The sequence below is a fragment of the Actinomyces gaoshouyii genome (assembly GCF_002076915.1).
GTDB classification, from domain to species: domain Bacteria; phylum Actinomycetota; class Actinomycetes; order Actinomycetales; family Actinomycetaceae; genus Actinomyces; species Actinomyces gaoshouyii.
Genome location: NZ_CP020468.1, coordinates 355,372 through 368,303, shown reverse-complemented (window position 1 = coordinate 368,303; position 12,932 = coordinate 355,372). Strand labels below are relative to the sequence as shown.

12 protein-coding genes are annotated in these 12,932 nt (G+C 71.8%); 3 read left to right on the top strand and 9 right to left on the bottom strand.

Annotated elements, in window-relative coordinates; all coding sequences use genetic code 11:
- Positions 1 to 80: 80 nt before the first annotated feature.
- The 4 genes from B6G06_RS01445 to B6G06_RS01430 form a co-directional block, all read right to left on the bottom strand.
- Positions 81 to 1,856: a dipeptide ABC transporter ATP-binding protein gene (locus tag B6G06_RS01445; protein ID WP_081170602.1), complete on the bottom strand. Its 1,776-nt coding sequence runs from the start codon at positions 1,854 to 1,856 to the stop codon at positions 81 to 83.
- Positions 1,853 to 2,809 carry an ABC transporter permease gene (locus tag B6G06_RS01440; protein WP_080463182.1) on the bottom strand — a complete coding sequence of 319 codons (957 nt, stop codon included), beginning with the start codon at positions 2,807 to 2,809 and terminating at the stop codon, positions 1,853 to 1,855. Before B6G06_RS01440 ends, B6G06_RS01445 begins: the two co-directional genes overlap by 4 nt.
- Positions 2,802 to 3,731: an ABC transporter permease gene (locus B6G06_RS01435; protein ID WP_080463183.1), complete on the bottom strand. Its 930-nt coding sequence runs from the start codon at positions 3,729 to 3,731 to the stop codon at positions 2,802 to 2,804. The genes B6G06_RS01440 and B6G06_RS01435 overlap by 8 nt, the downstream gene beginning before the upstream one ends.
- 128 nt (positions 3,732 to 3,859) lie before the next feature.
- Positions 3,860 to 5,494, bottom strand: coding sequence for an ABC transporter substrate-binding protein (locus tag B6G06_RS01430; RefSeq protein ID WP_081170600.1), 1,635 nt, complete (start codon positions 5,492 to 5,494; stop codon positions 3,860 to 3,862).
- A 225-nt stretch (positions 5,495 to 5,719) separates the two neighbouring features.
- Between B6G06_RS01430 and B6G06_RS01425 the strand changes: the two genes are divergently transcribed.
- On the top strand, positions 5,720 to 6,283 hold the full coding sequence (locus tag B6G06_RS01425; RefSeq protein WP_081172127.1) for an NUDIX hydrolase: 564 nt from the start codon (positions 5,720 to 5,722) through the stop codon (positions 6,281 to 6,283).
- 38 nt (positions 6,284 to 6,321) lie between these two features.
- On the opposite strand, the gene B6G06_RS01420 is transcribed toward B6G06_RS01425, so the two are convergent.
- The gene (locus B6G06_RS01420) at positions 6,322 to 7,266 is read right to left on the bottom strand and encodes a patatin-like phospholipase family protein (protein ID WP_081170598.1); all 945 of its coding nucleotides are present in this window, start codon (positions 7,264 to 7,266) and stop codon (positions 6,322 to 6,324) included.
- Between the two features lie 196 nt (positions 7,267 to 7,462).
- On the opposite strand from B6G06_RS01420, the gene B6G06_RS01415 reads away from it, so the two are divergent.
- The gene (locus B6G06_RS01415) at positions 7,463 to 8,635 is read left to right on the top strand and encodes an oxidoreductase (protein WP_081170596.1); all 1,173 of its coding nucleotides are present in this window, start codon (positions 7,463 to 7,465) and stop codon (positions 8,633 to 8,635) included.
- Positions 8,636 to 8,744: 109 nt separating this feature from the next.
- On the opposite strand, the gene B6G06_RS01410 is transcribed toward B6G06_RS01415, so the two are convergent.
- Both B6G06_RS01410 and B6G06_RS01405 read right to left on the bottom strand, forming a co-directional pair.
- Positions 8,745 to 9,161 (bottom strand): YchJ family protein, encoded by a 417-nt coding sequence (locus B6G06_RS01410; RefSeq protein ID WP_080463187.1) that lies wholly within the window; start codon positions 9,159 to 9,161, stop codon positions 8,745 to 8,747.
- A complete protein-coding gene (locus B6G06_RS01405; protein ID WP_081170594.1) occupies positions 9,158 to 10,528 on the bottom strand; it encodes a M18 family aminopeptidase in 1,371 nt (456 codons plus the stop codon). The genes B6G06_RS01410 and B6G06_RS01405 overlap by 4 nt, the downstream gene beginning before the upstream one ends.
- Positions 10,529 to 10,810: 282 nt before the next feature.
- Between B6G06_RS01405 and B6G06_RS01400 the strand changes: the two genes are divergently transcribed.
- Entirely contained in the window at positions 10,811 to 11,410 is a 600-nt protein-coding gene (locus tag B6G06_RS01400) for a GtrA family protein (RefSeq protein WP_081170592.1), read from the top strand.
- A gap of 46 nt (positions 11,411 to 11,456) precedes the next feature.
- Here the strand turns inward: B6G06_RS01400 and B6G06_RS01395 are convergent, their stop codons facing one another.
- Entirely contained in the window at positions 11,457 to 12,179 is a 723-nt protein-coding gene (locus B6G06_RS01395; protein WP_081172125.1) for a peptidyl-tRNA hydrolase, read from the bottom strand.
- Positions 12,180 to 12,244: 65 nt separating this feature from the next.
- Positions 12,245 to 12,805: a hypothetical protein gene (locus tag B6G06_RS01390; RefSeq protein WP_081170590.1), complete on the bottom strand. Its 561-nt coding sequence runs from the start codon at positions 12,803 to 12,805 to the stop codon at positions 12,245 to 12,247.
- Positions 12,806 to 12,932: the final 127 nt, after the last annotated feature.

The window sequence follows — 12,932 nt, the reverse complement described above, 5'->3', positions numbered from 1 at the left end:
GGGTATCAGGAGACGAGCGCGCGACCACGGCCTTCGACCTCGATCCTCGCGGAGAGGAAGATGAACCGGGGCCTACGGGATCACCCGCGGGTCTCCTCACCGTACAGCGGGATGGAGGCACCCGGCACGGCGTTGATGAGCTCGCGCGTGTAGTCCCGCTGCGGGTGGGCGAACAGGTCGTCGGAGGGCCCGGCCTCGACGAGACGCCCGTGCTCCATGACGACGACGTCGTCGGCGATCTGGCGCACGACGGCCAGGTCATGGGTGATGAACAGGTAGGTCAGGCCCAGCTCGGACTGCAGGTCGGTCAGCAGGCGCAGGACCTGCGCCTGGACGAGGACGTCAAGGGCGGAGACGGCCTCGTCGAGCACGATGATCTCCGGCTTGAGGGCCAAGGCCCGGGCGATGGCGACGCGCTGGCGCTGACCGCCGGAGAGCTCGTTGGGGTAGCGGCGCATGACTGAGCGCGGCAGGGAGACGAGGTCGAGAAGCTCGGCCACCCGCGCCTCGCGCTCCTTGCGGGTGCCCACGCGGTGGACCCGCAGGGGCTCCTCGACGACCCGGAAGATCGAGAACATGGGGTCGAGGGAACCGTAGGGGTTCTGGAAGACCGGCTGCATGATGCGGCGCAGCGCGAACAGCTCCTTGGCCCCCAGCGTTGACAGGTCGACCCCGTTGTGGAAGACCTTGCCGGAGGTGGGGTCGAGGAGGTTGAGGATGATGTTGGCGACTGTGGACTTGCCCGAGCCGGACTCCCCCACGAGGGCCGTGGTGGTGGCGCGGCGCACGCCGAAGGTGACGTCGTCAACGGCCGTGAGGGTCTTGGCCTCGCCCTTGGCGCCGCGCACGTCGAAGACCTTGGTCAGGTGCTCGACGCGCAGGACCTCGTCGACGTCGGCGGCGATCTCGTGCACGCCGAGCTCGTCCTCACTGACCCGGATGCCGGCGGCGTGGGCCGTCTGGATGCGGCGCGAGGCGAGCGAGGGCGCGGCCTTGACCAGGCGCTGGGTGTAGGGGTGGCGCGGGTCCTGAAGGACCTCGAGCGAGGGGCCGGACTCGACGACGCGCCCGCGGTGCATGACGACGATGTGCTCGGCGCGCTCGGCGGCCAGGCCCAGGTCGTGGGTGATGAACAGCATCGCGGTGCCGAGCGTGTGGATCTGCTCGCCCAGGTGGTCAAGGATGCGGCGCTGGACGGTGACGTCGAGAGCGCTGGTGGGCTCGTCGGCGATGAGCAGCTTGGGCCGGGCGGCCAGCCCGATGGCGATGAGGGCGCGCTGGCGCATCCCCCCGGAGAACTCGTGCGGGTACTGGCGGGCGCGGCGGGCGGCGTCGGGCAGCCCGGCATCCTCCAGCAGGAGGGCGACCTGCTCATCGACGTCGATGCGTCCTCCCGTCGGCCTGCCCTCGCCCTTCTCCGCAGCCGCGAGGGCGGCGAGGCGGGCGTCGGCGACCCCGGCCAGGCCGTTGGCCCTCAGGGCCTCCTTGACCTGGAACCCGATGGACCACACGGGGTTGAGGTTGCTCATCGGGTCCTGGGGGACCAGGCCGATGTCGCTGCCGCGCAGGGCCTGGTAGACGCGTGCGTCGGCCCGGGTGATGTCCTGACCGTCGAAGACGATGCTGCCACCGGTCACGCGCCCGGTTCCGGGCAGCAGGCCGATGACGGCGGAGGCGAGGGTGGACTTGCCAGAGCCGGACTCGCCGACGACGGCGAGTGACTGTCCCGGGTAGAGGGTGAGGCTCGCCTTGCGCACGGCGGGCACGAGCCCGGTGGAGGAGCGGAAGGCGACCTCGAGGTCGCGGACCTCGAGCAGGGGCGCGGCGTCAGCGGCGAGGATATTCTCGGTGTTCACTTGCGGGCCTTCGGGTCGAGGGCGTCGCGCACGGCGTCGCCCATCATGATGAATCCGAGGACGGTCAGGGCCAGGGCCCCGGCCGGGTAGAGAAGGACGGAGGCATGGTCGCGCAGGGCGGCCTGCGCGGTGGCGATGTCCGCTCCCCAGGAGACCACCTTCGGCGGCAGGCCGACGCCGAGGAACGACAGTGTCGCCTCGGAGACGATGAAGGAGCCGAGCTGGACGGTCGCGGTGACGATGATCGGTGCGGCGGCGTTGGGCAGCACGTGTCGCACGAGGATCGCCAGGCGGCCGGAGCCGAGCGAGCGGGCGGCGGTGATGAAATCCTCGTTCTTGACGCCCAGGACGGCGCCGCGGGTAATGCGGGCGATCTGCGGCCAGCCGAAGATCGCCAGCACCATGACGACGGTGACGATGGAGGAGCGTCCCTTGAACATCTGCATGACGACGATCGCAGCGAGCACGAAGGGCACCGCGAAGAAGATGTCGGTGAAGCGGGCGAGCAGGGCGTCGATCCAGCCGCCGAAGAAGCCGGCGAGCGAGCCGACGACGGCGCCGATGACGACGACGATGAGCGTCGTGAGCACACCAACGGTGACCGAGGCGCGCGCGCCGTGCACGGTGCGCGCGAAGATGTCGCAGCCCTGGCGGTCGAAACCGAAGGGGTGACCGCTGCTAGCGGGGCCGTAGGAGTTCTTGAGCTCGCAGAAGGCCGGATCGGCACCGGTGAACAGCCCCGGGGCGACGGCCAGGGTGAGCGCGCCGAGGATGAGGACGGCGGAGACCCAGAAGATCGGACGGCGGCGCAGCTGCCTCCAGGCCTCCACCCACACGGAGGAGGGCGCGCAGTCGTCGGGAACGGCGTCGACGGCGCCCAGGCCCTGCTCGTCGACCTCGGCGACGTAGCGCTCCTGGCCGGGGCGGGCGGCGGTGCGGGGGGTGTCAGGCATAGCGGATCCTCGGGTCGAGAGCGGCGTAGAGCAGGTCCACGACGAGGTTGGAGATGATGAAGACGAGGATGAGGACCGTGGTGAAGGACACGACGGTGGGGCCCTCGCCCTGGAGGATCGCCTTGTAAAGCGTGCCTCCGACGCCGTTGATGTTGAAGATGCCCTCGGTGACGATCGCTCCGCCCATGAGCGCGCCGAGGTCGGCTCCCAAGAAGGTGACGACGGGGACCAGGGAGTTGCGCAGGACGTGGACGACCATGACGCGCGCACCGGACAGGCCCTTGGCGCGGGCGGTGCGCACGTAGTCGGCGGAGAGGTTCTCGGCGACCTGTGTGCGCGTCAGGCGCAGCACGTAGGCGAAGGAGACGGCTCCGAGCACGAGCGCCGGCATGAGCAGTTCCTTGAACCCGGGGGCCTCGCCCGCGGTGACCGGCAGCCACCCCAGGCGCACGCCGATGAAGAACTGCAGGAGGAAGCCGATGACGAAGGTGGGCACGGCGATAACGACGAGGGAGAGCACGAGGGCGGTGGCATCGAACCAGCGGCCCTTGCGCACGCCGGCGATGAAGCCGACGACGATACCGGCGACCGCCTCGAGGAACAGGGCCATGAGGGACAAGCGGATCGTCACGGGGTAGGCGCCGGCGAGGACGTCGGCGATGGGGCGCGAGCCTCGCAGGGTGGTGCCCAGGTCGAAAGTGAACACGCCCTTGAGGAAGAGCAGGTACTGCACGAGGAAGGGCTTGTCCAGGTTGTAGGCGGCCCGGATCTGCTCCTGGACGGCAGGGCTGAGCGCACGCTCACCGCCGAGAGCGGCGACGGGGTCGCCGGGCAGGGCGAAGACCATCGCGTAGATGAGGAGGGTGGCCCCGAAGAAGACGGGGATCATCTGCAGCAGCCTGCGTCCGGCGTAACGGACCATCGGCGCCTCCTTGGGTGGATCGGGGTGTGGGGCGGGTCGGGGCGGTCCCGACGTGCTCCGGGCCCATACCGTGCGGGGTACGGGCCCGGAGGAGAGGGAGCCGGCCTGATGGCCGCCTCCGACCGGGCTCAGAACTCGGAGATGGCGTTGGCCTGCTCCCACAGGCGCTTGGCCTCGGCCTCGTCGAAGCTCAGGACCTCGTTGCCCTTGACGGACTCGGTCCAGCCGGCGATGACCGGCGAGGTGTAGTCCGAGGCGGGCGTGCGGGTGCCGTAGTACAGCGTGTCGCAGATCTCCTTGCGGTTGATGGCGCGCGAGATCGCGGCGCGACGCAGGCGGCCCTCCTCATCCATCTTGAAGTGCTCAGCGCTGACGTTGATGGAGAAGCCCTGGATGACGGCGCCGGGCTGGTTGACCGCGCGCGAGCCCAGCTCGCCGACGAAGGAGGACAGCGCGGAGTCGGGAATCGCATCGAGCACGTCGAGGGAATCGGCGAGCAGGTCGTTGTAGGCGGCGTCGTAGTCCGCGTAGAGGGTGAAGGTGACGCCCTCGTTGGCGATCTGCTGGCCGCCCTTGTAGTCGGTGTTCTTGGACAGGACGATCTCGGCGTCGTGGGTCCAGGAGTCGATCTTGTAGGGGCCGTTGCCGATGGGGGCCTGGCCGAAGGCCTTCATGTCCGCGAAGGCGACCTCGGGCAGCGGCGCGAAAGCGGAGTAGCCCAGGCGCTGCTTGAAGTCGGAGGCCGGCGCTTTGAGCGTGATGGTGAAGGTCAGGTCGTCGACCTTGACCAGGCCGGTGAGCTCGGAGTCCTTATCGTAGGAGAATCCCTCGATGACGTCGTAGAAGTAGCTCGACAGGTGGGCGTTGGACAGCAGCGCGCCGTAGTTCCACGCCTTGATGAAGGAGTCGGAGGTGACGGGGGTGCCGTCGGTGAAGGTCCAACCGTCCTTGATCTTGACGGTGTAGGTCCGGTTGTCCTGGGTCTCGATGGACTCGGCGACCTCGTTGACGAGGGTGCCGTCGGTCTCGAAGCGCACGAGGTTGGCGAAGAGGAGGTCGATGACGCGCCCGCCTCCGACCTCGTTGGTGTTGGAGGGGATGAGGGGGTTCTGCGGCTCGGTGCCGTTGGCGCGCACGACGCCACCGGGAGCGGTGGTCGCGATGCGGCCGTAGGCGGGCACGGACTTCCAGTCGAAGACGACGCCGGACACCAGGCTGGAGTGGCCGCCGAAGCCGTTCTGGTACCACAGCGGGATGGTCGGCAGATCCTGCAGGAGCAGGCTCTGGGCCTGCAGGAGCAGGTCGGTGGCACCGGCCTCGTCGGAGGCGACGGCCGCCTCGCTCAGGAGGCGGTCGAACTCCTGGTTGGAGTAGTCGCTGTCGTTGGAGCCGGCGCCCGTCCGGTACTGGGCGCCGAGGAAGTTGGCCATCGCCGGGTAGTCGGCCTGCCAGCCGGTGCGGAAGGCTCCAACGAGAGTGCGATCGGTGATCTGGCTGCGCAGCTCGGAGAACTGGGCGAGAGGCAGCGGCTCCATCGTGATGCCCAGCGTGTTGGACACGGAGTTGCACACGGCCTCGACCCAGGCCTTGTGAGGGCCGTCGGAGTTGTAGGCGAGGGTGAGCCGACCGCCGGAGGCAGCGCCCTGGCCGCCGGAGGAGGAGTTGCCGGAGCCGCTGGAGCCGCAAGCACTCAGGAGGACGGCCGTGACACCGGCAGCGCCGAGGCCGCCGAACATGCGGCGCGAGATTGTTGTAGTCGTCATAGGGACCTCCGGTGGAGTGGGTAGAGCGCGCGGCCATGGGACCCGGGCCGACCCCGGCAGTTTGTACAGGTTTTGTTACGAAAAGATGTACACAGCGGGTCGCATGGGGCGGCCGGAGGATACGCCCCGGAAGGCCGTCAGGTCGCGCAGGCAGGCGGCGGCACCGACAGCCCCATCGTCGGTATGCCGCCTGACGGCGCGCGGACTGCCGGTACCGTGGTCGGCATGGTCCCGCCCCGCTTCGCCCTCATCCCAGCCGTGTACATCCTGCTTCTGCGCGAGGCGCCCGGGGCCGGGCCGGCCTCCAAAGGCGGGCCGGCCTCCTCACCGCAGGTGCTGCTCCAGCTGCGCCGGGGCACGGGCTTCATGGACGGCTACTGGGCCAGCGGCGCCGCCGGCCATGTGGAGGCGGGCGAATCAGTCGTGGCGGCGGCCGTGCGCGAGGCCCGCGAGGAGCTCGGCATCGACGTCGGCGCGGCGGGCCTCGAGCCGCTCACCGGTATGCACCGCTCGAACGACGTGGGCGGGGCGGCGCTGGAGCAGCGCGTCGACTTCTTCTTCGCCGCGCGCTCCTGGACGGGCGAGCCACGGATCATGGAGGGCACGAGATGCGCGGGGCTGCGGTGGTTCGCACTGGCGGACCTCCCCGAGCCGGTCCCGCCGCATGAGCGGGTCGTCCTGGAGCGCCTCGCCGCGGCTCTCGACGGCGGCCCGCCCGTGCCCGCGATCCTGCCCTTCGGCTTCGACGGCGAGCGGATCGAGCGCTGCGCGGTGGCACGCCCGCGCTGAGACGCGGCCGCGCGAGGACGCGCCCCCGCGGGCGCGGCTCAGAGTCCGAGGAACGCCCTGATCGCAGGCATCTCCCGCCGGGCCTGGACGAGTCCCGCCTCGAAAGCGGTGGTGAGGCGGTCGTAGCGCAGCTCGCCGTTGGCGATGTTCATGCGGTCGGGGCAGTACAGGTAGGCGCTTCCCTCGGCGCAGCGCCGCTCGAGGTCCTCCAGGGTGGCGTTGTAGTGGCGCGGGCGGTTGATGAGGGCATCGGCGGCCGCGGGGTACTGCCGCAGGAGCCGTCGGTAGACCTCGGGGCGCTTCTCCTCGGGCTTGCGGTAGCCGGCGGGGCGGGTGGAGATCACGAGGAGGCGCTCATAGCCGTCGGCGAGCGCGGCATCGGTGGCAAACCCCCCGGTGGGCCCGAGAGCGCCATCGAGGTAGGGGGCGCCGTCGATCTCGACCACGGGCATGAGCACCGGCATGGACGCGGAGGCCTGGGCGCGGGCGAGGAGATCAGCGGGGGTGGGCATGTCGGAGCGGTGGAAGTAGACCTGCTCACCGGTGTCGCAGCGGAAGGCGCCCAGGACGAGCTCGGCGTCGGAGGCCTCGAGGGTCGGCCAGTCGATGGGCATCTCCTCGTCCGGGGCGGAGGTGTGGTGGTAGATGCGATCGGAGTTGAAGTAGCCGCGGCCGCGGGCGAAGCTGCCCCAGCCACCGGCATCGCCGAGCAGCGGCATGCCGAGGTAGGCCTCGCGGGCGCGCCAGGTGTCGCGGGTGACCATGTTGACGGCATTGGTCGCACCTGCGCTGATGCCGCCCACCCATCCGAACTCCAGGCCCTCCTCCAGCAGGGCGCGCACGAGGGCGCCGGTGTAGGCGCCGCGCATGCCGCCCCCCTCGAAGACGAGGGCGACGTCGTCGATCCGGGCGGTCGCGGGAGCGGGAGCGTGCAGGGGGTGCCCGTAGGGGTAGTAGCCGGGCTGCTGATTGCGGGAGGTCACGGCATCACGCTACCCCTCCCGCCCCTCCTCATCGAGACCGGTCGAAAACAGCATCGAGACCGGTAGATATGAGGATCAAGACCGGTCCGTCTCTCTGCCGGGCGCCCCATGTTCCCATGTTCCCCCAGAGGAGAACGATGCTTCTCACCCCGCCTTCCCCCTGCCCTTGGGGCTCGGAGGGTCGTAGCGTCGCGGCATGAGCACTCCAGGCCTCCTCTCACCCCTCCGGATCGGCCCGTTGACCGCCCGCAACCGCCTGTGGCTGCCGCCCATGTGCATGTACAGCGTTCAGGAGCACGACGGCGTCGTCACCGACTGGCACGTCCTGCACTACGGGACGCGCGCCGTCGGCGGCTTCGGCACGGTGATCGTCGAGGCCACCGCGGTGACCCCCGAGGGGCGGCTGTCCGAGTTCGACCTGGGTCTGTGGGACGACGCTCAGATCGAGGGGCACCGCCGTATCGTCGCGGCGATCCACGACGGCGGCGCGCTGGCCGGGGTGCAGCTCGGGCACGGCGGCCGCAAGGCGGGCACGCCCCCGTGGCGGCCGGATGTGGCGGGCGCCCGCGCGGGGACGCTTCAGGGCTGGGACCTCGTGGCGCCCAGCGCGATCGCCTATCCCAGCGAGGGGCACGCGGTCCCGCGCGAGCTGGACGAGGCCGGGATCGCGCGGCTCGTGGAGGCCTTCGCCCGGGCCGCGCGCCGGGCGGCCGCCGCCGGTTACGACCTCATCGAGATCCATGGCGCGCACGGCTATCTCGTCCACCAGTTCCTCTCGCCGCTGTCCAACACCCGCTCCGACGCCTTCGGGGGCGATGAGGCGGGCCGCCGCCGCTTCCCGCTCCAGGTGGTCGCCGCAGTGCGCCATGCCATCGACGACGCCGGGAGCGCGGCGGGCGCTACCGGCGGCGCTGAGGCGGCTGCCCCGCGGGCGCTCGGAATCCGCCTGTCGGCCACCGACTGGGCCGAGGGCGGGCTCACCGGCCAGGACACCGCGCGCTTCGCGATCGAGCTCGCGGCCGCCGGCGTCGATGCCATTCATGTGTCCACCGGCGGAAACGTGCCCGGGACGGTGCCGGTGGGCCCTGGCTACCAGGTGCCCTACGCCGCCCAGGCGCGCGCCGCCCTAGCGGCCTCGGCCGCCGACGGCGGGCCGGGCGCGGGCATCATTGTGGCCGCGGTGGGGGTGATCGACTCCGCAGCTCAGGCCGAGGCGATCCTGACCGCGGGCGATACCGACGCGATCGCAGTGGGCCGCCCAGCCCTGCGGGATCCCTACCTGCCCGTGCGCTGGGCCCATGAGCTGGGTGTCAACGACTGGCGCGAGGCGGGGCTGCCGGTCCAGTACTGGCGCGGCGCCTGGCGGTGAAGGTCGGCCGGCCGTTCGGCGCGCCGTCCGCCCCTGGGGCGGTCGGCGCGCCGAACCGGTTTCGATCCTGATTTCGACCGGTCTCGGTGCTGTTTTCGACCGGTTTCGCTCAGAGGGCGGTCTCGTAGAGCCAGCGGCCGGCGCGGCGGATGAAGCAGCTGCGCTCGGCCAGCTCATCCTCCACGACCCCGCCGCGCCCGTCCCAGGCCCGGTAGCGGGCCACGAACTCCACGATGCCGGTCTCATCCCCCGCTCCCCCGCCGACCGTCTCCACGATCCGCAGGCCCAGCCAGGCCGTTCCGGGGTGGCAGTACGGCCCGGGCGGGCGTGTGCGCGGGTGCCAGGTGCGGAAGATGTGGTCCTCGTCGCCGACGACGAAGGCCGAGTACCGCGAGCGCATGAGGGCCTCGGCGGTTGGGGCGGGGGCGCCGTCGTGGATCGGCTCGCAGCACGCGCCGAACACCGCGCCGCTCCCGCAGGGGCAGGGATCCGATGCGCGCGCCCCGGCGGTGCGCACGCCGCTCATGCCCCGGCCCAGTAGGCGGCGAGCGCCTGGGCGAGCCATGGCCCATCGACGACGGCGCACATCTCCCGCTGGGAGTGCATGGACAGGATCGGCTGGCCGACGTCCGCAGTGGTGATCCCGAGGCGCTGGGCGGTGATCGGCCCGATGGTCGTCCCGCAGGGCACCGCGTTGTTGGACACGAAGACCTGATGGGGCGCGCCCGCAGCCGCGCAGGCCCGCTCCCAAAGGGCCCGGCCGATCGCGTCGGTGGCGTAGCGCTGCTGGGCGTTGATCTTGAGGACGGGCCCACCGCCGAGCACGGGGCGCACGACGGGGTCGTGGAGCCCGCCGTAGCCGGGGTGGACGGAGTGCGCGGCGTCGGCGCTGAGGCAGGTCGAGCGCGCGAGCATCGCCTCGTAGGCCTCGCCGGTGATCTCCAGCGCCCTCGCCAGGCGCCGCAGGACCTGCTCGAGGAAGGGGCCGGCGGCGCCGGAGCGGGTGCCGGAGCCGACCTCCTCATGGTCGTTGGCGACCAGGACGACGACATCGCCCGACGCCGTCCCACCGCCGACGGTCCGCCCGCCCTCACCTGAGCACAGCGACTCCAGCGCTACCAGTGACGCGATCACGGAGCTGAGGTTGTCCAGGCGGGAGGAGGCGATGAACTCGGCCCGGCGGCCGAACCGGGCGGGGGCCTCGGTGGGATAGGTGAGGATGTCGTGGCCGGCGAGGTCTCCCCGCTCGATCCCGGCGATCTCGCACAGGTGGGCCTCGACGTCGTCGGCGGCGCCCGCGGCACCCAGGGCCCAGATGGGGGCCAGGTGGGCCTGGCGGTCGAGGTGGAGGGACTCGTTGACACTGCGGTCGAGGTGCGGGGCTACCTGGACGACGCGGGCGATGGGGCCGGTTCGCACGAGGTGGCCGGCGCCGTCACGGGTGACGAGCCTCCCGGCCAGGCCGAGCTCGCGGTCGAGGAAGGAGTTGAGCAGGGGTCCGCCGTAGACCTCGGCCCCGATGAGCGAGAAGCCGTCGCGGCCCATCCGGGCCGCCGGCTTGAGCTTGAGGGCGGGGGAGTCGGTGTGCGAGCCGACGATCCGGAAGGCGCTGGCGCTCCCGGGAGCCTCGGGCAGGACCCAGGCGGCGATGGCGCCGTCGCGGACGGCGTAGCCGCGCCGGGGCGTGGCGGGCCCCCAGGGCTCGGTCTCGTCGAGAGCGGTGAATCCGGCGGCGGCCAGTCGCCGCGCGGCCTCGGCGGCGGCGTGGTAGGAGCTCGGGGAGGCGGACACGTAGTCCATGAGCTCGCGGGCGTAGACATCGACGTCGTGGAGCGCGCCGCGCGCGGTGTCTGCGGGGCCGGAGGGGACGGGCAGTGCGGGTGTCTCGGGCATGGCCGCATCCTCGCACCGATGATGAACCGGCGCGGATGAGGGCCTTGTTCCTAGTTCCTACCGGTACGGCCGGCGGCCGCCTCCTGCACGTGCGAACGTTCCTGCGAACGTCATTGCCTCGCAGGCGGGGCCGTCCGCGGGCGGCGCGGCGGAGGGCGCGGCGCCCGTTATCCGCCTGGAGGAGTTGGTCGCGGGGGCGCGGCTGAGCAAGACTTGGATGGCATGGGGGCGCCGCGAGCCACAGCCGGCGGTCCCCGGTCGCGAGCGCGAGGAAGGACTGGTATGGCGAGCACGAGGCCCGAGGCCGCCGTCGTGGCGGGGAAGCGAAGCGCCGCACGCGAATCGGCCGACCCTCTCAGCGCCCCGGAGGCTCCCGGCGGCGCCCCGGCGCCGGCGGCTCGCGCCTCACGCGCCCCCGAGGGCTTCGCCCGCTTCACCGGGACTGTCCACCGCGCGATCCCAGCGCGCCTGCGCCGCCTCATCCCGGAGACCTTCATCGGCTACGCGGTCATCAACGGCTCGGCCTTCCTGCTCGACATCGCCTGCCTGAGCGTGTTCTACAACCACCTGCACTGGTGGTACTCCCTGGCGGTCACGATGGGCTACACGATCGCCGGGGTGTACTCGCTGCTGCTCAACCGCTGGCTCAACTTCCAGTCCCATGAGCACCTGGCCCTCCAGGGCGGCCGCTATTTCATCGGTCTGATCAGCCAGTACGTCATCTTCATCCTGGGGCTGTCCAGCCTCCTGCACTGGCTCGGTGTCGACGCGCTGGTGGCCCGGGTCATCTCCGCCTGCTGCGAGGGCCTGTACCTGTACGTGTTCGTGCGCCTGTGGGTGTTCCGCGACTCTGCCCGCGACAGGGCCCCCGCGTCAGCCTGATCGGCGGGCCCGGCCCCGCCGCCGTCCCGCTCTTTGCGCCCGCTGCTCACCAGTGGGCGCGCGTGGTCTCCGTGGGGCCGTCGAGTTCGGTGAACCCGGCGTCGACGACGCTCACGGGCCTGCTCGCCGCCTCCCATGCGGCGCGATCCGGGCGCTCGATGCGCACCCGGAAGCCGTCAGCCGCCCAGGCCTCCCGCAGCGCCTCGGGCATGGCCGCGCTCTCCCAGGCGAGCTGAGCGGCATGGGCAGCCTGCGCGCAGAGCTTCCCGGAGGTCATCTCATGCAGGGGCGTCACCTCGATGATCACCAGTGCCCCCGACGACGCCGATTCCGCACCCAGAGCAATCCGCTGCGGCGCGCTGGCGGGGTCCTTGCCGAGGGCAGCGGTGATGGCGGCGGGCGGGGGCGGGAGGGCCGCGCCGTCGGGGAAATGGGTGCCCTCCACCTGGGTCTTGGCCAGTGGCTGCGGAAGGGGGCGGACGGGACCGGGGACGAAGGCCCGCGCGGCGGCGCGCCCCCAGCCCAATGGCCCACCCTGCTCGACCGTGAGGCCGGGCAGCTCCTGGACCTCCTCCCAGCGCTTGCCCCGGGTGCGGCGCACGAGCTTGCGGATACGGCCGTCGCGCCAGTAGCCGACCTCCTGGGCCCAGATCCCACCGGGGGCGCTGCGGGGGTCGGCCAGGAGGCGGACGACAGCACGGGCGGCGGCCTCGGCGACGTCGATCGACCGCGGAGGGGCGACCTTGTCGTAGCGCACGGCGATCTGCATCGCCCAGGGGGTGGCGCGGTCCGGGCGCCCGGTGGTGGAGTGGCGCCCGTCCGGGGCTGCGGCGCTCACCAGCCGCCTCCCGCCTGAGCATCGGCGGCGGGCAGGGCCAGATGCGGGATCCAGCTGATGGGCTCATCGAAGCCGTCCTTCAGGAATCCGAAGACGAGCCGCGTGAACACCGTCATGACGACCGCCAGGCCCCGCACCCGCTGGCCGAGCGCGCGCATCCCCAGGCTGAAGGCGCCCGTGCGCCCCACGAGCGGCTCGAGGAGGGCGCCCGCCATGGCCACGAGGGCGACCGCGTTGCTCAGGGTGGTGAAGAAACGGAGCTGCTGGAGGACGAGGGCGTGTCCGCCGACGATGCCGTCGGCTCGCAGCGCCGGCTCAAGCTGGTGCCAGAGCCCGTAGCCTGCGAGCCCGATGATGGCGGCGCGCCAGATCCAGGCGAGCATGACCGCGTGCCAGGCGGGCCCTGGGCAGGCGGCCCCGAAGCCGCCGTCGCCCTCGATCCCCTCATAGCCGGACAAGACGGCGGTGGCGGCCGCGTCTCCCGCGGCAGCGCTGGGGAAGACCTCCATCACGCCCTCGGGCCGCGGGCTCAGGGGCTCGGCTCGGCGCTCATTCATGAGGAGGATTCTCGCGCGCCGCCGTCGCCACCGCTACGGCGGGAGCATAGTGGCGGAGACCATAGGGATCCGATCGCAGCACCCGGGAGCCGGTCCCCACCCCCAGGCTGGGGCGCGTCGGTGCCAT

Excerpts from the sequence above, each read along its gene's own strand:
- B6G06_RS01425 (WP_081172127.1), top strand. The coding sequence starts at position 5,720 with ATGGTCCCGCCCCGCTTCGCCCTCATCCCAGCCGTGTACATCCTGCTT.
- B6G06_RS01430 (WP_081170600.1), bottom strand. The coding sequence starts at position 5,494 with ATGACGACTACAACAATCTCGCGCCGCATGTTCGGCGGCCTCGGCGCT.
- B6G06_RS01435 (WP_080463183.1), bottom strand. The coding sequence starts at position 3,731 with ATGGTCCGTTACGCCGGACGCAGGCTGCTGCAGATGATCCCCGTCTTC.
- B6G06_RS01405 (WP_081170594.1), bottom strand. The coding sequence starts at position 10,528 with ATGCCCGAGACACCCGCACTGCCCGTCCCCTCCGGCCCCGCAGACACC.
- B6G06_RS01440 (WP_080463182.1), bottom strand. The coding sequence starts at position 2,809 with ATGCCTGACACCCCCCGCACCGCCGCCCGCCCCGGCCAGGAGCGCTAC.
- B6G06_RS01390 (WP_081170590.1), bottom strand. The coding sequence starts at position 12,805 with ATGAATGAGCGCCGAGCCGAGCCCCTGAGCCCGCGGCCCGAGGGCGTG.
- B6G06_RS01400 (WP_081170592.1), top strand. The coding sequence starts at position 10,811 with ATGGCGAGCACGAGGCCCGAGGCCGCCGTCGTGGCGGGGAAGCGAAGC.
- B6G06_RS01410 (WP_080463187.1), bottom strand. The coding sequence starts at position 9,161 with ATGAGCGGCGTGCGCACCGCCGGGGCGCGCGCATCGGATCCCTGCCCC.
- B6G06_RS01395 (WP_081172125.1), bottom strand. The coding sequence starts at position 12,179 with ATGCAGATCGCCGTGCGCTACGACAAGGTCGCCCCTCCGCGGTCGATC.
- B6G06_RS01415 (WP_081170596.1), top strand. The coding sequence starts at position 7,463 with ATGAGCACTCCAGGCCTCCTCTCACCCCTCCGGATCGGCCCGTTGACC.